The organism is Chitinophaga sancti, assembly GCF_034424315.1.
GTDB lineage: Bacteria > Bacteroidota > Bacteroidia > Chitinophagales > Chitinophagaceae > Chitinophaga > Chitinophaga sancti.
Genome location: NZ_CP139972.1, coordinates 6126119 through 6145310, shown reverse-complemented (window position 1 = coordinate 6145310; position 19192 = coordinate 6126119). Strand labels below are relative to the sequence as shown.

General features: G+C 44.5%; 17 protein-coding genes. 10 read left to right on the top strand and 7 right to left on the bottom strand.

Annotated elements, in window-relative coordinates; genetic code table 11:
- Positions 1-136: 136 nt before the first annotated feature.
- From tig to U0033_RS24075, 4 genes are all read left to right on the top strand, one after another.
- The gene (gene tig, locus U0033_RS24090) at positions 137-1519 is read left to right on the top strand and encodes a trigger factor (protein ID WP_072363973.1); all 1383 of its coding nucleotides are present in this window, start codon (positions 137-139) and stop codon (positions 1517-1519) included.
- Entirely contained in the window at positions 1509-2219 is a 711-nt protein-coding gene (gene clpP, locus U0033_RS24085) for an ATP-dependent Clp endopeptidase proteolytic subunit ClpP (RefSeq protein WP_072363975.1), read from the top strand. The genes tig and clpP overlap by 11 nt, the downstream gene beginning before the upstream one ends.
- Before the next feature lie 132 nt (positions 2220-2351).
- A complete protein-coding gene (clpX, locus tag U0033_RS24080) occupies positions 2352-3587 on the top strand; it encodes an ATP-dependent Clp protease ATP-binding subunit ClpX (protein WP_072363976.1) in 1236 nt (411 codons plus the stop codon).
- 77 nt (positions 3588-3664) lie between these two features.
- On the top strand, positions 3665-3868 hold the full coding sequence (locus tag U0033_RS24075) for a hypothetical protein (protein ID WP_072363978.1): 204 nt from the start codon (positions 3665-3667) through the stop codon (positions 3866-3868).
- 240 nt (positions 3869-4108) lie between these two features.
- On the opposite strand, the gene U0033_RS24070 is transcribed toward U0033_RS24075, so the two are convergent.
- The 7 genes from U0033_RS24070 to porX all read right to left on the bottom strand — a co-directional run bounded on the left by U0033_RS24070 (position 4109) and on the right by porX (position 12177).
- Complete coding sequence (locus U0033_RS24070; RefSeq protein ID WP_322518427.1) at positions 4109-5656, bottom strand: IS5 family transposase; 1548 nt, start codon at positions 5654-5656, stop codon at positions 4109-4111.
- Between the two features lie 235 nt (positions 5657-5891).
- Entirely contained in the window at positions 5892-7517 is a 1626-nt protein-coding gene (locus U0033_RS24065; protein WP_072363980.1) for an NADP-dependent glyceraldehyde-3-phosphate dehydrogenase, read from the bottom strand.
- Between the two features lie 128 nt (positions 7518-7645).
- The gene (locus tag U0033_RS24060; RefSeq protein ID WP_072363982.1) at positions 7646-8785 is read right to left on the bottom strand and encodes an acyl-CoA dehydrogenase family protein; all 1140 of its coding nucleotides are present in this window, start codon (positions 8783-8785) and stop codon (positions 7646-7648) included.
- Positions 8782-9423, bottom strand: coding sequence for a ComEA family DNA-binding protein (locus U0033_RS24055; protein WP_072363984.1), 642 nt, complete (start codon positions 9421-9423; stop codon positions 8782-8784). The genes U0033_RS24060 and U0033_RS24055 overlap by 4 nt, the downstream gene beginning before the upstream one ends.
- 94 nt (positions 9424-9517) lie before the next feature.
- The gene (locus U0033_RS24050) at positions 9518-10282 is read right to left on the bottom strand and encodes an MBL fold metallo-hydrolase (RefSeq protein WP_072363985.1); all 765 of its coding nucleotides are present in this window, start codon (positions 10280-10282) and stop codon (positions 9518-9520) included.
- Positions 10279-10608 carry a hypothetical protein gene (locus U0033_RS24045; protein WP_072363986.1) on the bottom strand — a complete coding sequence of 110 codons (330 nt, stop codon included), beginning with the start codon at positions 10606-10608 and terminating at the stop codon, positions 10279-10281. The genes U0033_RS24050 and U0033_RS24045 overlap by 4 nt, the downstream gene beginning before the upstream one ends.
- Positions 10609-10623: 15 nt before the next feature.
- The gene (gene porX, locus U0033_RS24040) at positions 10624-12177 is read right to left on the bottom strand and encodes a T9SS response regulator signal transducer PorX (RefSeq protein ID WP_072363987.1); all 1554 of its coding nucleotides are present in this window, start codon (positions 12175-12177) and stop codon (positions 10624-10626) included.
- 295 nt (positions 12178-12472) lie between these two features.
- Between porX and U0033_RS24035 the strand changes: the two genes are divergently transcribed.
- From U0033_RS24035 to U0033_RS24010, 6 genes are all read left to right on the top strand, one after another.
- The gene (locus tag U0033_RS24035) at positions 12473-13699 is read left to right on the top strand and encodes an HD domain-containing protein (RefSeq protein WP_072364104.1); all 1227 of its coding nucleotides are present in this window, start codon (positions 12473-12475) and stop codon (positions 13697-13699) included.
- 106 nt (positions 13700-13805) lie between these two features.
- A complete protein-coding gene (gene lpxD / locus U0033_RS24030; protein WP_072363988.1) occupies positions 13806-14855 on the top strand; it encodes a UDP-3-O-(3-hydroxymyristoyl)glucosamine N-acyltransferase in 1050 nt (349 codons plus the stop codon).
- Positions 14856-14929: 74 nt separating this feature from the next.
- Positions 14930-16354 (top strand): bifunctional UDP-3-O-[3-hydroxymyristoyl] N-acetylglucosamine deacetylase/3-hydroxyacyl-ACP dehydratase, encoded by a 1425-nt coding sequence (locus tag U0033_RS24025; RefSeq protein ID WP_072363989.1) that lies wholly within the window; start codon positions 14930-14932, stop codon positions 16352-16354.
- A gap of 2 nt (positions 16355-16356) precedes the next feature.
- Positions 16357-17151 (top strand): acyl-ACP--UDP-N-acetylglucosamine O-acyltransferase, encoded by a 795-nt coding sequence (gene lpxA, locus U0033_RS24020; protein ID WP_072363990.1) that lies wholly within the window; start codon positions 16357-16359, stop codon positions 17149-17151.
- A 73-nt stretch (positions 17152-17224) separates the two neighbouring features.
- Positions 17225-17842 (top strand): ABC transporter ATP-binding protein, encoded by a 618-nt coding sequence (locus tag U0033_RS24015; protein WP_072363991.1) that lies wholly within the window; start codon positions 17225-17227, stop codon positions 17840-17842.
- A 52-nt stretch (positions 17843-17894) separates the two neighbouring features.
- On the top strand, positions 17895-19184 hold the full coding sequence (locus U0033_RS24010) for an MFS transporter (protein ID WP_072364105.1): 1290 nt from the start codon (positions 17895-17897) through the stop codon (positions 19182-19184).
- The last annotated feature ends 8 nt before the right edge of the window (positions 19185-19192 follow it).

Genomic DNA, 19192 nt, shown 5'->3' with positions numbered 1-19192 from the left:
TATTGCCATTAAGGCACTAAGTCACTAAGTAACTCCCACATAGCTGCCATTCCTTCGTGCCTTCGTGACTTCATGGCAGAACTTTCAATTCAGGAATTATTATTGCTTCATACAAGAACATTTATTAAAATTAATTATGGCAACCGTTACCAGAGAAAACATCGGTTTATTGAATGATAAGATCACTGTGAAAGTGAGCCAGGAAGATTATCTTCCCAATTATGACAAAGCAGTAAAGCAGCTCAGCAAAACCGCCAATATACCAGGCTTCCGTAAAGGAATGGTGCCAGCAGGAATGGTGAAAAAAATGCACGGTCAGGCCATTTTCGCGGATGAAGTTCTGAAAACTGTAGAAAAGGAACTCACAGGCTACCTGCAGAATGAGAAAGTTGAGATCTTCGCTCAACCGCTGTCGCTGGAGAAAGAAGCCAAAAATTTTGATCATAACAATCCTACCGAATATAACTTCGATTTTGAAATTGGCCTGAAACCTGCTTTTGAGGTTACTCCGCTGCAGGAAGGTAAAACTACCCTGAGCCGTTACAAGATTAAGGTGACCAGCGAAATGCTGGACAAAGAAGTTGACAACCTGCTCGAAAAAGGCGGTAAGAATGAAGAAACTGAAAAAGTATCTTCCGAGAATGATTTCCTGACTGTTAAGTTCGAAGAGAGCGATGAGGCAGGTAATGTACTGGAAGGTGGTATTCAGAAAGACAATGCCATTAAGTTAAAGCAGTTCTCTGCTCCTATTCAGGAACAACTGAAGGGTAAAGGAAAGGGCGATAGCATCGTATTCTTCCTGGCTACTTCATTTGAAGCAGCTGCTTTGCATGACATTCTGCATGACCTGGGTTTCCATGGTCATAACGATGCAGATGCACAACGTTACTTCAAACTGACTATTGAGAAAGTAGAAGTAATTGTAAAAAGGGAACTGAATGAAGAATTCTTCAAAGAAGTATTCCCTAAAGATGAAGTGACCACTGAAGAAGCCTTCCGTGAGAAACTGAAATCTGAAATAGAAAAGTACTGGGATTCCGAGAGTCGTAACCACCTGCACAACGAACTGTTCGAGGTGCTGGTACACGAAACGCCTATTGAACTGCCCAAAGATTTTCTGAAACGCTGGCTGCAGCAGGGTGGCGAAAAGCCAAAGACTGCTGAAGAAGCCGAAAAAGAATATCCTGGATTTGATCATCAGTTGCGCTGGACTTTGATCAGCGACAAACTGATCCGCGAAAATAAACTGGACGTATCCTTTGATGAACTGAAGGAAAGCGCCAAACAGAAAGTAATGGGCTATTTTGGTGGTGCAGCTGCTGCAGATGGTGCAGAATGGCTGGATAGCTACCTGGAGCGCCTGCTGCAGGATGAAAAATTCGTAGATCAGACTTATCGTGAGATGGTGACTCAAAAACTGTTTGATTGGGCAGAACAAAAGGTAACTGTGAAGGAAGAGGAAGTAAGCGCCGAAGAATTTGCTAAATTACCTAATAAACATCACCATCATGAACATTAATAACGAATTCAGGAAATATGCTGTCCAGCATAGAGGGATCAGTAGCCTGGTAGTAGATAGCTATACCCGTCATCAGATTAATGCCTTAACTCCCAATATCATCGAGGAACGCCCGATGAACATGGCGATTATGGACGTGTTTTCCCGTTTGATGATGGACCGCATCATCTTCATGGGCGATCCGGTTAATGACTATGTAGCTAATATTATCACAGCACAGTTGCTGTTCCTTGAGTCTACTGACCGTACCCGCGATATACAGATGTATATCAACAGCCCCGGCGGTAGCGTATATGCTGGTTTAGGTATCTATGACACCATGCAGATCATCGCTCCAGATGTAGCGACAATCTGTACAGGTATGGCAGCTTCTTTTGGCGCTGTACTGCTGGTGGCTGGTACCAAAGGCAAACGTACTGCGCTGAAGCACGCCCGTGTAATGATTCACCAGCCTCATGGCGGTGCAGAAGGACAGACCTCTGATATCGAAATCACTGCACGCGAGTTCGTAAAGCTGAAAAAAGAGCTGAACGAAATCATTGCCGGACATTGTGGTCAGCCTGTAAAGAAAGTTGAAAAGGATTCTGATCGTGACTACTGGATGACTGCCGATGAAGCAAAAGAATACGGTATCATCGATGACGTACTCACCAGGAACCCTAGAAAACAACAAGTGATCGACGGTACTACACCTCAGTAATTAGTTTTAATTTCTATAAGAAGCAAAATTTAGAAAGAGAAACCGTGTCATCCCAACCGGTTTTTCTTTTTAACTTTTGCTTTTCTTTTTAAATGATACCCTTTCCCCCTTTAATTTGTACCTTTGTAAGCTATGAAAGAGTCCAAAATACGTTGTTCATTCTGTAATCGTTCGAAGGATGAAGTGCAGATATTGATAGCTGGTGCAGATGGCCATATTTGTGAGAACTGTGTGGCCAACGCGCAAGAGATCATAGAACAGGAATTGTTTCAACAGCAGGGTAAAAAAGCCCCTTCCCACTTCGTTCCGAAAGTGGCTAAGCCCCAGGAGATCAAAAAATTCCTGGATGAGTATGTGATCGGACAGGATGATGCAAAAAAAATACTGGCAGTAGCTGTTTATAACCACTACAAGAGACTGAATCAACAGGTTGGTGACGACGATGTGGAAATCGAGAAATCCAATATCATCATGGTAGGTGAAACCGGTACGGGTAAAACCCTGCTGGCTAAATCTATTGCCCGCCTGCTGAATGTTCCGTTCACGATCGTAGATGCTACAGTGTTTACTGAAGCCGGCTACGTAGGTGAAGATGTGGAAAGCATTCTTACACGCCTGCTGCAGGTATGTAACTACGATGTAGAAGCTGCTGAAAGAGGTATCGTATATATTGACGAGATCGATAAAATTGCCCGTAAGAGCGATAACCCTTCCATCACCCGCGATGTGAGTGGTGAAGGTGTGCAGCAAGGGCTGCTGAAACTGCTGGAAGGTACCGAAGCTTTAGTACCCCCACAAGGTGGTCGTAAGCACCCTGAGCAGAAACTGATCAAAGTGAATACCCAGAATATCCTGTTTATTTGCGGTGGTGCGTTCGACGGAGTTGATAAGATCATCAGCCGCAGAGTACAGACGCATTCTATAGGTTTCACAGTGAACAAAGAAAGAGAAGAAGAGAACAAGAAACATATACTCCGTTACATCAACTCACAGGACTTAAAAGCATTCGGTCTGATTCCTGAATTGCTCGGTCGTCTGCCAGTGGTAACTTACCTGAACTCTCTGGATAATGAAGCGCTGAAAGCGATCCTGACAGAGCCTAAGAATGCCCTGATAAAACAATACAAGAAACTGTTCAAGGTAGAAGGTATTGATCTGACAATAGAAGATGATGCAGTAGATTATATCGTAGAAAAGGCGATGGAGTACAAATTAGGTGCACGTGGTCTTCGTTCTATCTGCGAAGTAGTACTGAGCGATGCGATGTTCAACCTGCCTTCTTCCAATGAAAGTTCTTTTGTGCTGACAAGAGCTTATGCAGAAGAAAAACTGGATAAATCAACACTGGTGCAGCTGAAAGTTGCCTAAGTTTTAATTGATATTTTTTAAAAAGGGCGGACGATGATCGTTCGCCTTTTTTGTTATCTTTAATTCAAATAATTAATATGGACCTCTTAAAAGAACTGAAAGAAAGAGCCGGTCTTACCAATGAACAGGCTATTAAGACCTTTGAGATACTGAAAGAGTATGTAGGTGGTAAGGTGCCCGTATTCCTGGCAGGTACTGTTGAAAAATGGTTTAACGACATTGAAAAGAAAGCCGAAGCTGCTGGTAAAGAAGAAAAAGAAAACGACTTCCTGGAACACTAAGCACATGACATTGGCACAATAAAAAAGGCATCCTCAGAGAGGATGCCTTTTTCCTTTGGTTGCGTAAAAGTTGTTTCGATTGTCTTTTCTTTTTGTAGGAGGTTGATAAATTGGTAAAGAGTGATGAATTAACCCAAATTTAACGTTCTTAATTCAAAAATCCAGCACCTTATTTAGGGTCTGCTGAATAAGTTCCCGATCTGTTATTTTTCATTTTTACACCGAATCGATTTACCCTTCTTAATGTCTCAGATACCGGGATATAAATTGTGTATCGGATCTATTCCCCATTGTGGTCAAATAGCCCTCCTTTACCAGCCAGTAATAGATCTGCAGTACTGACAACAAAGAACCTGCTGCCAGTTTAAGCAGATTCATAACAAAGTATATAGACATCACCCAACTCTCAGCTGTATCCTTGAGGCGGGCCTTGATTTTGCCCAGTCCATATGCATTTTTCCCCTGTCCAAACTTCCCTTCGATCGCATTTCGTTCCGGCATCTCCTTTTGCAATAATCGCTTTTGCTCCTTACTATTTGATGAGGGCCGACCCAATGGCTTGCCCACATAACGGATCCCTTTTCCACTCATGAATCGTCTGTTTTCACGTGTGCCGAACAACTGATCTCCCAATACACGCTCTGGATAGCACCCAAACAAGCGTTTATATGTTTCAAGGCTTTCGGTCAACAATGAACCTTCATTGTAATTATCCCAGCTCAGTTTTTCTATATGGGTGTAGCCATCTTTCAACATCACCAGTTGTTTGCTGCCAAACTCAGTTGATACACGGTCTTTACCTCTCGGTATTGGACGTACATGCGGTTGATAGATACTTACAATCCGATCCGATATTTTATGCTCTCTATTCTTATACATCTCTGCCTGCTGACGATACATTTCCTGGATCACCCGTATTAACCTCCAGTCTTTCATTTTCAGCACCCCCTTGAAATTAGCTTCTGATTCTATCAGCCAGTTGATGTACTTTAAATCTCGTTTAACATATTGTAATTGCTGTCGGATACCTCTGCGTATATCTCGTTTGCTTTTGTTCTTTTTTTTGGCAATGTTCAAATATTGCTTCCTCGCTATTCTCCGATACATGCGCGGCATCACCAGTTCTGCTACCTGACATCCCCGCTCTATCATCCTTTCCAATTGACGGCGACCCTCATTTAATAATTTGATATCTGTTGGATATTCGATCTGTTGCTCTGACACTGTCGCATCTAACATGACTGTTCCTGATAGCCCATCAGATGACTTTCCTTTTACGCTCTCTGTATGCTCATTCAAGACATTGTTATTACTCTTTCCACCATTCCCATCCTGATCATCCTCACTGCGGGTATCCGCTGTTTTCTCTTCATTCGCTTTGATTAGTCCGGCTTCCTGCAAAATAATCTCATTCAATCTGGACATCACATCTATGCCTAATCTTTTTCTAATACTGACCATCAATGATGCATCAAAGGGAGCCTCCTGTTGAAAACTGCTTAAGCCTACAAAATATTGCAGATATATATTTTCCGTGATCTGCTCTACTACCTCCCGATCATCTATGTTAAGTATATGTTTGATGATCACTGCACCTATTACCATCCGGGCACTCAATGTTGGAGCACCGAAATCTGCCCGCATTTTTTTATAATACACGTCCGCCAGTTTGTCCCACGGAATCTTTGCAGCTAGTATAACCCATCGGTTTGTAGTGGATAATTGCTGCGAAAAAGGAGTTGAAAATCCTTCTAAGGTTAACTGTTTTGCAGGAGTGTAACGTATCATTGCTGCATGATTTTGAAGATGAATCTTTCAATATACAAACACTTCTACAGCAAAAAACAAGCCACATCATATTGATTAACAATGTTTTATTACTATATCAGCAGACCCTATTTAGTTTATACTCACTTTTTTATCAAAAAGTTTAGACAGCATCAATACATTAAGTTTTTATCATATAGTTAATAACCTTACAAATAGGAATCTAACTCACAAACAAGCAGTGATAGCATCTTGTTTAAAAGATATATTTTGTTGACAAAAAGTTTGAACTCTGCTCACTTACGATCTCATTCAGGAGATTTTTGTTCTCTTCCGTCTGTTTTGTAGCCACCATTGTACGAATAGAGAATGCACGCAAAGCATCAGGAACACTTAACGTACCCTCTGCAGAATCCTTTCTACCTGTGAATGGGAAAATATCAGGGCCACGCTGACACTGGCAGTTCAGATTTACCCTGCTTACCTGGTTGACCAGCGGATCTATCAGCGAAGCCAGTTCGTTCGGATCATTGCTGAACAGACTTACCTGCTGCCCGTGATCTGACTGGATCAGGTAATCGATCGGTGTTTCGATATCGTCAAATGGAAGGACCGGGATGACAGGTCCGAATTGTTCCTCCCTGTACAGTTTCATTTTATCATTCACCGGGTATAACACTGCCGGATATACAAAAGATTCGAATGCAGTACCTCCGTTTTCATTCATCACCTTTGCACCATTTGCAAGTGCATCAGCTATACATTCCTGCAGGTAAGCCGGCTTTTGTGGCTCTGGCAGTGGTGTGAGGAAAACATCCTTCTCCCATGGCATACCGATTTTAAGTTTGCCAACTGCAGCGCTGAATTTTTCAATGAACGCATCGGCTACCTTTTTATGCACATAAATGATCTTTATAGCCGTACAGCGCTGCCCATTGAAGGACAGTGAGCCCAATACACATTCTTTTACAGCGAGGTCTAAATCGGCCTTTTCTGTGATAATAGCCGCATTCTTTGCATCCAGTCCAAGAATAGCACGCAGGCGGTTTACCTTGGGGTGCATCTTTTTCAGCTGATTCGCTACCTTGCTGCTACCGATCAGGGTGAGTACGTTGATCTTGCCGGATTCCATGAGTGGGGCAATGATCACGTTTCCACGGCCATAAATCGTGTTAACTACGCCTTTGGGGAAACAGCTTGCAAAAGCTTCCAGCAGCGGATAGTGCAATAAGGTACCATGCTTTGGTGGTTTGAACAGCATGGTATTACCCATAATGAGCGCGGGGATCAGGGTAGTAAAGGTTTCATTCAGCGGGTAGTTGAATGGCCCCATACACAATACAACACCTAATGGTGAGCGGCGGATCTGCCCGATAATGCCCTGTTCGATTTCAAAACGGCTGGAATTGCGGTCAAGGTCTTTCAATGCATCGATAGTGGCATTGATGTACTCGATGGTACGGTCAAATTCCTTTACAGAATCTGTATAGGATTTCCCGATTTCCCACATGATCAGTTTTACAATCTCGTCTTTCTTAGCTATCATTTTGCCTGTGAACTTATCCATGCAGGCAATTCTTTCGGAGACAGGCATGGTAGGCCATTCTCCACGGCCATCGTTGTACGCAAGTACGGCTGCATCAAGCGCAGCGAGGGCTTCAGCTTGTCCGCAGAGCGGATAGGAGCCGATTACTTTTCTTTTGAGGCCTTCTGGAGTCTGGACAGCAACCGGGGAAAGAACGGTGTGGACATCGCCGTTCCAGGGTCTCATTTCACCGCCGGAGAGGTATTCACGCTGGTGAATCTCTTCCGGTAGCAGGAAGTTTGCCGGGATGGCATCTGCTGTCGGGAACATTTGATGTAAGTGTTCTTCAAAGGTCATGACATAGTAGTTTATAGCCTTTGAAGATAGTAAATAGGTTATAAAAAAAGAGTGCCGATGATTGCAATCACCTGTAGTAGCTGCAATCATCGGCGGGATGCGGGCCTGGGGCCAGCTTTGATGAGTTATTATTTCAGGGCCTCACGGGCAATGACGAGCTTCTGTATTTCGGAAGTGCCCTCTCCTATTGTGCATAATTTCGCATCTCTGTAGAATTTCTCTACCGGGAAATCTTTCGTATATCCATAGCCACCAAACACCTGTACCGCTTCGTTCGCTGTTTTCACGGCTACTTCCGACGCATAGTATTTAGCCATTGCGGCATGCTGGGTCACTTTCTGACCTTTGCTCTTACCTGCGGCGGCCTGCATCGTCAGCAACTCTGCTGCCATGATCTCTGTAGCCATATCTGCTAACTTGAAAGAGATGCCCTGGAAGCTGGCTATGGGTTTATCGAATTGATGACGTTCCTGTGCGTATTGCAAAGCGGCTTCGTAAGCGCCTTTGGCAATCCCCAGGGAAAGCGCGGCAATGGAAATACGCCCACCATCCAGCACTTTCATAGACTGGATAAATCCATCCCCTTCATTGCCCAGCATATTGGCGGCCGGTATCCGACAGTTATCAAAGATCATTTCAGCAGTTTCTGAGGCACGCATGCCCAGTTTGTTTTCTTTTTTTCCACCGCTAAAACCGGGCGTACCCCGTTCCACAATAAAAGCCGTCATACCATGACTATCCCTCACATCACCGGTACGGGCAATTACTACTGCCACATCCCCGCTTCTTCCATGGGTGATCCAGCATTTGGTGCCATTCAGTACCCATTCATCGCCTTCCTTCTTTGCCACACACTTCATGTTCATGGCATCGGAGCCGGTATTGGGTTCTGTGAGGCCCCATGCGCCCAGCCATTCGCCGCTGGCCAGTTTTGGGAGATAACGTTGCTTTTGTGCTTCAGATCCGAATTGTAAAATATGACCGGTACATAGGGAGTTGTGCGCGGCTACACTGAGGCCAATAGCACCACAGAAGCGACTGATTTCGCTGATTACGGTGACGTACTCAAGGTAACCAAGGCCACTACCTCCGTACTCATGTGGTACTAATACCCCCATTAAGCCTAATTCGCCGAGTTGTTTAAAAAGAGGGGCCGGGAAGGTTTGGGTTTCATCCCATTCCATAACGTTTGGTTGAATGTGCGACTTGCCAAAATCCCTGATCACTTTCGTGATCTGCTGCTGCATTTCTGTAGGTTCGAAGTTCATATCGGGGGTTTTTCTGTTTTGATGTAATGTTCAATTTTACGATAAATACTGTCATCCACCAATGGTATGCCAAGAAGGTCAGTTGGCCGGCTAAAAGGCCCGTTGTTATTGCGATACAGTACAATTAAGCGCGCCAGTTTATACCTTATGTACGGATGTTGGGCCAAAGTTTGCTCATCTGCGCTGTTGAGGTCCAGTTTTTTTAGTGAAACTGCATTCAATCGCAGGTAAGGTTGAATTTTGTTAAATGTGCTGTCTGGCAGGCCGTAAGTCTCCCTGATCTGGGAGATGGCATAAAAACCGCCCAGTTTATCTCTAAAGCGGGTAATTCGTGCAGCCAGCACAGGTCCTATTCCTTTCAATGACTCCCAGGCTGCTGAATCAGCCCTGTTAATGTCGATGGTGATTACTGATTGCCGGGGGCGGTAAAAGGTAATATGTTTTTTAGGCGGAGGCGGGGCTTTTTTCAGATCGGCCTGAAAAGCGGCCATATCTTTTTGGAATAAAGTATCCTTGTCGGTTTTTAACGGGAAGTAGTGGGCGATCATTGTGGGGGTATAGGTACTTATAGTGGTGAGTATGATCAAAGCAATAATGCCTCGTCTTTCAAGCGCGGTGAAATGCAGGAATGGTTTCATAGGTTAACAAACTTGTTATTGTAATATAATTAAAAAACGCTATCACCATAGGTGATAGCGTTTTTTAATTGTTTGGTCTGGCCTGCGGCCGGTTTTAGAGAGTTATTTCTAATCCGTCGTATGCTAATGCCATACCGGCTGGAAGCTCTTGTGATACTTCTGCATGTAATCCCATCTGGTGACTGATATGCGTGAAGTATACCTGGGGTATTTTTAATTCCTGGCCGAGGGCAATTGCCTCTTCCAGGGTGAAGTGAGATATATGTTTCTCTTTGCGCAGGGCATTTACCACCAATATCCGGGAGCCAAGGATCTTTTCTTTTTCTTCCGGCGCAATGAAGTTAGCATCGGTGATGTATGTAAAATCTCCAAAGCGGAAACCCAATACCGGCATCTTGTGATGCATGACATTGATAGGGATGAATGTCATTCCATTAACATCAAATGGTTCACTACCAATAGTGCGGAGGTTCAGTTCCGGAATACCCGGATATTTATGCTCTGCAAATGCATAGGCGAATTCACGCATGATACCTTCCTGCGTAAATGGAGTTGCATAAATATCGATCGCTCTCTGCTGAAAATAATTGAAAGCACGGATGTCGTCCATACCGGCTATATGATCTTTGTGAGAGTGGGTTACCAATACGGCTTCCAGGTGTTTTACCTCTGCTCTCAGCATCTGGTAGCGGAAGTCGGGGGTAGTATCGATTACGATATTGCCGGCAGGGGTATCAGTAATAAGGATGCTGCTGCGCAGGCGTTTATCATGCTTATCGGTAGAAGTACATACCCGGCAGCCACAAGCTATAACGGGTACGCCCTGGGAGGTGCCTGTTCCTAAGAAAGTTACTTTCAATTCTCTGATGGTTGTTCTGGTGAAGGAGTTTTGGGTTCTTCGTCGGCCGCATCAGCGGAATTCCTGTTTTCCAAGATCTGCTTGTATAGTTTCAGGGATTCAGGAGTCAGCACACTTTCATCAAGTTCCATAGCGCCCAGAATATCCAGCAGCGTATTGATCCGCCCTTCCAGGTTCAGGAATTTATTAACTACCACGACCTTTTTATGTTCGAGTACACAATAGCCTGAGTTAAACGTTCCTTTTTCAAAACGTAACTCATACTTAGCCTCTCCAAAGATTTTTTCAAGGCGGGTCAGGTTATTGGGTGTCACTTTGAAGTTCATGGCACAAAAATAAGATTATTTACTCACCAACCTTGCTACAGGTACGATCACCTCTTCGAGCGAAATACCACCATGCTGAAAGGTATTGCGGTAGAAGTTCACAAAGTAGTTGTAGTTATTAGGATAGCAGAGGTAGCCATCTTCTTTTGCAAAGATGTAGGAGGAGTTTACATTCGGCTTGGGCAAGCCGGCTTCGCGCGGATCTCTGAAGGCCAGTACTTCTTTGGCGTCATAATTCAGGTTGCGGCCATGTTTATAACGCAGGTTGGTAGTGGTCTGTTTATCACCAATCACTTTCACCGGTGTTTTCACTCTCACATTGCCATGGTCAGTCGCGATGATCAGGTTGATCTTTTTGTCAGCCACCTTGCGCAGTGCCTGGTGCAGCGGAGAATGTTCAAACCAGCTGGCTGTAATAGACCGGTAGGAGGTTTCATCGCCCGCCAGTTCTTTCAGCACTTCCATTTCTGTACGTGCATGACTGAGCATATCCACAAAGTTGTACACAATTACATTCAGCGGATAGGCAAGCAGGTTATGAATGTTATTCACCAGGTGCTGGCCGTCGTTATGGGTAGTTACTTTGGTATAGGAGAAGCGGGGATCCATTTTCAGGCGCTTCAGCTGATCGGCAAAGAATTCTTCTTCGTACAGGTTCTTCCCTCCTTCTTCGTCATCGTTTTTCCATTGCTGAGGAAAACGACTTTCAATATCTACCGGCAGCAAGCCTGCAAAGATGGCATTGCGGCTATATTGAGTAGAAGTAGGGAGTATACTGTAAAAAGTATCTTCAGTCACCAGCCTGAAAGAATCCAGGAAGATAGGCAGAATGGCCTTCCACTGGTCCAGGCGCAGGTTATCTATGATTATGAAGAAGTTAGACACTTCGCTGTCAAGCTGGGGTACTACTTTCTCTTTGAATACGGAATGCGACATCACGGGGGCGTCTTTGGCCTTGGGGCTTACCCAGCTGGCATAGTTGCGGGAGATGAACTTGGCAAATTCCGTATTGGCTTCGGCTTTTTGGGTATTTAAGACCTCCATCATCTCAGGATTATTGGTCTTGGCCATTTCCATTTCCCAGTAAACCAGCTTCTTATAGAGGTCCATCCACTCGTTGTAGTCAGGGCCCGAGTTCAGCGCCATGAACAGGGTGCGGAAGTCCTGCTGGTAGGCAATGGTGGTCTTTTCGGCTACAAGTCGCTTATTATCAATGATTTTTTTCAGAGAAAGGAGTACCTGGTTTGGGTTTACAGGTTTAATGAGGTAGTCAGTGATCTGGGAGCCGATGGCTTCGTCCATTACATTTTCTGCCTCATTTTTGGTGATCATGACCACAGGAATCTGCTGATCTATCTCCTTGATCCTTGCGAGGGTTTCGAGTCCGGTAATACCTGGCATAGACTCATCGAGCAGCACTACATCTACCACCTGTTCCTTCAGGAATTCCAGGGCATCATAACCGTTGGTAAGGGCAGACACTTTGTATCCCTTATTTTCCAGGAACATGATTTGCGATTTCAGTGATTCTATTTCGTCATCTACCCAGAGTATATTTATTTGACTCATGCAAGTAATAGTTAGGAGTGAGATAAAATTTGGTTTCAGTCGGCACCTATTTGACCAAGATACCACTCTCTACTGTCAAAAAATGTTCCCTAAGTGCGATATTGGCACAATAAATTGTTAAATAACAGTCGATTGGGTGATAGTTGTTCAAATATTATCAATTTTTGCAATAAAAATAGGAAAATCGTTGAAGATATAGGGGAAGGAGGTTCGGGTTGCGTCTTATACATTAGAAAAAGTTAAAGATAATAATTCCTTAACGTAGCTTTGCCTAAGCTAAAGGGTAATGGTAAAAATGGCAGAACGCAAGAGAAAAATTGTAAATGATCCGGTGTATGGCTTCATCACGATAGATCATCCGTTGATCTTTGCCATAATTTCCCACCCTTATTACCAGCGTCTGCGCCGTATTCATCAGATGGCGCTGGCACATATGGTTTATCCGGGTGCAATGCATACCCGTTTTCATCACAGCATAGGGGCTTATCACCTGATGAGTTGTGCCTTGAGTGAGTTAAAAGGAAAAGGGGTAGAAATTACGGACGAAGAGGAAATTGCCGCTAGGATGGCTATTTTGCTGCATGATATAGGTCACGGACCTTATTCTCATGCCCTGGAAAACGGGATCATTGAAGGGGTTTCCCATGAAAAGATCAGCCAGTGGCTGATGGAGGAATTGAATAAGGAGCTGAATGGTGCCCTGAGCCTGACAATAGAAATCTTCAACGGGCGTTATCATAAAACGTTTCTCCATCAGCTGGTGTCGAGCCAGCTGGATGTGGACAGGATGGATTACCTGAATCGCGACAGCTTTTATACGGGAGTATCTGAGGGAGTAATTGGTTATGACCGTATTATAAAGATGCTGACTGTGCAACGGAATGAGCTGATGGTGGAAGAAAAGGGGATTTATTCTATTGAAAAGTTCATTGTGGCCCGTCGATTGATGTATTGGCAGGTATACCTGCACAAGACGGTGCTGAGCGCAGAGAATATGCTGGTCAAAATACTGAAGCGAGCTAAGGAACTGGCACTTAAGGGAGTATCGCTGTATGCCTCACCGGCGTTAGCATATTTCCTGTACCATACAATTACTGCGGCCAACTTCGAACAGGAGCCAGCTTGTCTCCAGCAGTTCTGCCTACTGGATGATTTTGATATTTTAAGCGCGATCAAGGTATGGGCGAACCATAGCGACCCAGTCCTTTCCTTGTTATGTAAATGGTTGACAAACAGGAATTTATTTAAATGCCTGCTCAGTAATGAGGCTTTTGATACCTCGGCCATAACTTTATTGAAAACACAGGTACAAGAAAGATACGGCATTTCTAGCCATGATCTTGATTACTTTGTCTTCACAGGAACAGCTAGCCTGAGCGCGTACAACATTAATAATGAAAGGATTAACATCCTTTTTAAGGACGGTACGGTAAAGGATATTTCGTCAATCGATAATGCATTGGTTAGTCATACACTGGCTATACCCGTAAAAAAATTCTACATTTGTCATCCAAAAATCTAAGCAACACAGGATTATGAATGATAGATTGTAGGTAATGTATAACTAGATGGCTGTCAATTAAATCATAAAACTGGTACCGCCTGGATAACTATATTAATTATTAACTATGCAGTTTAGCGCATTACAATTGGCTACCATGTTGGATGGTAAGCTGGAAGGCAACCCGGACGTAAAAGTGAATAACATCGCCAAAATCGAAGAGGCGGGTGAAGGGATGCTCAGTTTCATCGCCAATCCCAAATACGAAGAATTCATCTATACGACCAATGCTTCCATACTCATTGTGAACGAGAGCCTGGTTACTGAACGGCCTGTAAAATCAACCCTGATCAGGGTGAAAGATGCTTACAGCGCATTCGCCCAGTTATTGGAGCAATATAAACAGCTGGTAGGCAACAAAACTGGTATTCAACAACCATCTTTTGTACCTGCATCTGTAAAAACAGGTAGCAACGTCTTTATCGGAGCATTTGCTTACCTGGGTGAAAATGTCGTATTGGGCAATAATGTGAAGATCTATCCGGGTGTATACCTGGGAGATAATGTCGTAGTAGGTGATGACACCGTGATCTTCCCGGGTGTGAAAGTATATGAGAACTGTGAGCTGGGCAAGCGGGTAATCCTGCATGCTAACTGCGTACTGGGTGGCGATGGCTTCGGTTTTGCGCCTCAGCCTGATGGTAAGTACAAAAAAGTACCTCAGATCGGCAACGTGGTAATTCATGATGACGTTGAGATCGGTGCAAATACCACCATCGACAGGGCTACAATGGGATCAACTATCATCCGCCAGGGTGTGAAACTGGATAACCTGATCCAGATCGCCCACAACGTGGATATCGATACTAATACAGTGATCGCGGCACAGACCGGCATTTCCGGCAGTACCAAGATTGGAAAGAACTGCGTGATCGGTGGTCAGGTAGGTCTTGTAGGCCACATCCAACTTGCTGATGGCACCAAGATCAACGCACAGAGTGGTCTTTCCAAATCCATTACCGAGCCTAATACCGCCCTGATGGGATCTCCTGCTTTTGACTACAAAAGTTCACTAAAAAGTCAGGCAATTTTTAGAAATTTGCCGGACCTTGAAAAACGGGTAAAAGAGCTGGAGGATATGGTAAAACAGTTACTTTCTGTAAGAGAGGGTGTTTAATATTCCTGTAATTCCCTGCACCACAACAATTGCAGACCATTCCAGAGAGACAAAAGAAAAATTAGTTAATTAATATGATGGATAATCAACATTCGTCCAATCAGCACACGATAAAAGCTCCTGTTACGGTATCGGGTGTAGGTTTGCACACAGGTGCCAGCGTAAATATGACCCTCAAACCTGGTATTCCCGGATCGGGTATTAAGTTCAGACGTATTGATCTGCCAAACCAACCTGTTGTAAAGGCGGATGTAGATTATGTAGTAGATACTTCCAGGAGTACCACCCTGGAACACAATGGTGCAAGAGTAAATACAATCGAACATATCATGGCAGCACTGGTGGGTACCGGTGTTGACAACATTGAAATAGATATTGATGGTCCTGAAGTACCTATCATGGATGGTAGCGCTATGCCTTTTATCGAGATCATCGAGCAGATAGGCGTTGCTGAACAGGATGCAAAGAAGGTATATTATACTATCGACACCAATATTACCTATTACGACGATAAGAAAAATGTGGAAATGGTAGCACTGCCTGCAGTAGATTACCGTGTCACATGTATGATCGACTTCAACTCTCCGGTACTGGGTACACAGCATGCGAACCTGAACAGCCTGGCTGATTTCAAATCAGAGATCGCTCCCTGCCGTACCTTCGTATTCCTGCATGAGCTGGAATATCTGATCAACAACAACCTGATCAAAGGTGGCGATATCAACAACGCGATCGTGATCGTTGATAAACCTGTAAGCGAAGAAGAACTGGCTCGCCTGGCGACAGTTTTCCAGCGCAAGAATATCAGCGTAGAGCAGCGTGAAGGTATCCTGAATAATATCAAACTGCGTTTCCCGAATGAACCTGCACGTCACAAACTGCTGGACATTCTGGGCGACCTGGCACTGGTAGGTTATCCTATCAAGGCACATATCATCGCCAACCGTCCGGGCCATGCATCCAATGTGGAGTTTGCCCGTCGCCTGAAACAATACATTAAGAAGAACAAGCACATTAAAGATGTGCCTGTATATGATCCTAATAAACCGGCTATTTTTGACCTTCCACGAATAGAACGGACCCTGCCACATCGTTTTCCAATGCTGCTGGTAGACAAGATCATTGATCTGACTGATACACAGGTAGTCGGTATCAAGAATGTAACTTTCAACGAGCCCTTCTTCCAGGGGCACTTCCCAAACAATCCGGTAATGCCGGGTGTATTACAGGTAGAAGCCCTGGCACAATGTGGAGGTATACTCGCTTTGAATACCGTTCCTGATCCTGAAAACTACGATACATATTTTATCAAGATCGACAACTGTAAGTTCAAGCAAAAGGTATTCCCGGGTGATACGATGATTCTGAAGATGGAGCTGCTCAGCCCTATCAGAAGAGGTATCGTGGAAATGCGGGGAACTGTATTTGTAGGTACCAAGATCGTTACAGAGGGCGACCTGACTGCTCAAATCATTAAATCAAGAGACGCCAAAAAATAGCAATGATCCATCCGCTTACTTACATCCACCCTGACGCGAAGGTGGCACCAAACGTTAAAATTGATCCGTTCACTGTAATTCACAAGAATGTTGAGATCGGTGATGGTACCTGGATCGGGTCTAATGTCACCATCATGGAAGGGGCAAGGATTGGAAAGAACTGCCGTATCTTCCCTGGCTCCGTTATATCCGCTATACCACAGGACCTCAAATTTGACGGAGAAGAGACCACCACCATTATCGGAGATAATACCACTATCCGTGAGTACGTAACCATCAACAGAGGAACCAAGGACAAATGGAAAACCGTTATCGGTTCTAACTGCCTGATCATGGCATACAGCCATATCGCACACGACTGTGAAGTAGGTAATTACTGTGTATTTTCTAACGACACTACCCTTGCCGGTCACATCACTGTAGGTGATCACGTTGTACTGGCAGGCATGGTGGCTGTACAGCAGTTCTGTAAGATCGGTGCACATGCTTTTGTAACTGGTGGTTCACTGGTAAGAAAAGATGTACCTCCTTATGTAAAAGCTGCACGTGAGCCATTGTCTTATGTAGGCGTGAACTCCATCGGTTTAAAAAGAAGAGGTTTCTCTCTGGAAAAGATCAATCACATCCTGGATATTTACCGCGTGATCTTCGTGAAAGGCTACAAACTGTCAAAAGCAGTAAGCATCATCGAAGCTGAATATCCTGCTACAGATGAAAGGGATGAAATCCTTGCATTCATCCGTGAGTCCGGACGTGGTATCATGAAAGGATATACGTCTCTCTCCAGTGACGACTGAAAATAATATTTTTACGGGCAATACCATGTGTACAAACATGTGGTATTGCCTTTTCTATAAATAATGAGGACGAATGAGAATAACGCTGGACCAGACTGGTAAACGCTTTAACTACGATTGGATCTTCCGTCGGGTCAACGCCAGCTTTGAAGCAGGTCAACGTTATGCCATACTTGGCCCCAATGGTTCAGGTAAGTCTACGTTATTACAGGTAATCAGCGGTCATTTATTGCATAATGAAGGTACCGTCAGCTACCATTATTCCGACAGCTCCCTGGCCCCCGATCAGTTTTTTCAATACTGCGCCATCGCAGCCCCTTACCTGGAACTGATCGAAGAATTTACCCTCGCAGAAAGCATCGATTTCCATTTACAGTTCAAGCAATTTATACCTGGTGTTACACCGCAAAAAGCAGCGGAGGCCGTAGGTCTGCAATCCTCTATGCGCAAGCAGGTGAAACACTTTTCTTCAGGCATGAAGCAAAGATTAAAACTTGCATTGGCTATCTTTTCAGATGTGCCTGTATTATTGCTGGATGAGCCTTGCACCAACCTTGATGCAGCAGGCGTAAAGCTGTACCAGGAGCTGATTACAACATATGCGAAAGACCGGATGATCATTGTCAGTTCCAACGATGAGCAGGAGTATTTCATGTGTGAACAGCGCATGAGTATCTTGGACTACAAATGATGTGGGGATTAGTGCTTTAATCGTATATTGAACCCCATAATACGAGATGCATATGCAAAAGACTGCCAGTAAGAAAGTAATTAACGGGTGGGCCATGTATGACTGGGCTAACTCCGTTTACAACCTGGTAATTACAACTACCTTTTTCCCTATCTACTTTACTAGCGCCACAAAAGCTGCCTATGGCAGTGACCGCATTCCTTTTTTCGGAAAATACTTTATCAACTCTGCCCTGTACGACTACGCCATGGCTGCAGCTTTTTTGATTGCTGCCATTGCCTCTCCTATCCTGTCATCTATTGCGGATACAAGGGGTAATAAGAAACGTTATCTCATGATGTTCACCTGGCTGGGAGGCATTAGCTGTAGTGCTCTCTACCTGTTCAGAGGAGGTAACGTAGAGTACGGGGTGATATTCTTTATCCTCGCGACCCTGGGCTATTGCGGGGGCTTAGTGTTTTACAATTCCTATCTGCCTGAAATTGCAGCCGAGGAAGACCGTGACAGGGTTAGTGCCAAAGGCTTTGCCATGGGATACATCGGGAGCGTGTTGTTACAGCTGATAGGGTTTGCACTGGTAACTATTAAACCATTTGGTATCGGTGATGGTCAGGCAGTACTTATTACCTTCCTGCTGGTGGGTGTATGGTGGATCGGCTTTGCCCAGATCACCTTTGTACGCCTGCCTGCTTCAAAAGGTACAATTGCTGACCATAAAGCTGGCGCACTGACAGAGGGCTTTACCGAGCTGCGTAAAGTGTATGCACAGGTAAAAACCATGCCTGTACTCAAACGCTTCCTGAGAGCTTTTTTCTTTTATAGTATGGGCGTGCAGACGGTTATGATGGCAGCAACCATCTTTGGTGCACAGGAACTTCACCTGGAACCTTCCATTCTTATTAGTGTGGTGGTGGTTATCCAGGTAGTAGCCATTGCAGGGGCCTCAGGCATGGCATGGCTCTCCGGCAGGTTTGGTAACCTGCGTGTTTTGATTAGTGTGGTATTCGTATGGATAGGTGTCTGTGTGGGTGGTTACCGGATGCAGACCGCTACCGACTTTTATATTATGGCTACAGTAGTAGGCCTGGTTATGGGAGGTGTTCAATCCCTAAGCCGCTCTACGTACGCCAAGCTGATGCCGGAAACGGAGGATACAGCAAGTTTTTTCAGTTACTATGACGTGACAGAAAAGCTTTCTATCGTGATTGGTATGATCACCTTTGGAGTCATCCACGAGGCAACAGGCAGTATGCGCAATTCTGTAATTGCACTGGCGGCCTTCTTTTTGATTGGCCTCGCATGGCTGTTCTCCGCACGGAGAAAGCAAACGCAACTACAATAGAAATTTCG

Coding starts and splice junctions, on each gene's coding strand:
- U0033_RS24025 (WP_072363989.1), top strand. CDS start 14,930: ATGATGGATAATCAACATTCGTCCAATCAGCACACGATAAAAGCTCCT.
- U0033_RS24015 (WP_072363991.1), top strand. CDS start 17,225: ATGAGAATAACGCTGGACCAGACTGGTAAACGCTTTAACTACGATTGG.
- lpxA (WP_072363990.1), top strand. CDS start 16,357: ATGATCCATCCGCTTACTTACATCCACCCTGACGCGAAGGTGGCACCA.
- U0033_RS24010 (WP_072364105.1), top strand. CDS start 17,895: ATGCAAAAGACTGCCAGTAAGAAAGTAATTAACGGGTGGGCCATGTAT.
- U0033_RS24035 (WP_072364104.1), top strand. CDS start 12,473: ATGGCAGAACGCAAGAGAAAAATTGTAAATGATCCGGTGTATGGCTTC.
- clpP (WP_072363975.1), top strand. CDS start 1,509: ATGAACATTAATAACGAATTCAGGAAATATGCTGTCCAGCATAGAGGG.
- U0033_RS24045 (WP_072363986.1), bottom strand. CDS start 10,608: ATGAACTTCAAAGTGACACCCAATAACCTGACCCGCCTTGAAAAAATC.
- U0033_RS24060 (WP_072363982.1), bottom strand. CDS start 8,785: ATGAACTTCGAACCTACAGAAATGCAGCAGCAGATCACGAAAGTGATC.
- lpxD (WP_072363988.1), top strand. CDS start 13,806: ATGCAGTTTAGCGCATTACAATTGGCTACCATGTTGGATGGTAAGCTG.
- porX (WP_072363987.1), bottom strand. CDS start 12,177: ATGAGTCAAATAAATATACTCTGGGTAGATGACGAAATAGAATCACTG.
- tig (WP_072363973.1), top strand. CDS start 137: ATGGCAACCGTTACCAGAGAAAACATCGGTTTATTGAATGATAAGATC.
- U0033_RS24075 (WP_072363978.1), top strand. CDS start 3,665: ATGGACCTCTTAAAAGAACTGAAAGAAAGAGCCGGTCTTACCAATGAA.
- clpX (WP_072363976.1), top strand. CDS start 2,352: ATGAAAGAGTCCAAAATACGTTGTTCATTCTGTAATCGTTCGAAGGAT.
- U0033_RS24055 (WP_072363984.1), bottom strand. CDS start 9,423: ATGAAACCATTCCTGCATTTCACCGCGCTTGAAAGACGAGGCATTATT.
- U0033_RS24070 (WP_322518427.1), bottom strand. CDS start 5,656: ATGATACGTTACACTCCTGCAAAACAGTTAACCTTAGAAGGATTTTCA.
- U0033_RS24065 (WP_072363980.1), bottom strand. CDS start 7,517: ATGACCTTTGAAGAACACTTACATCAAATGTTCCCGACAGCAGATGCC.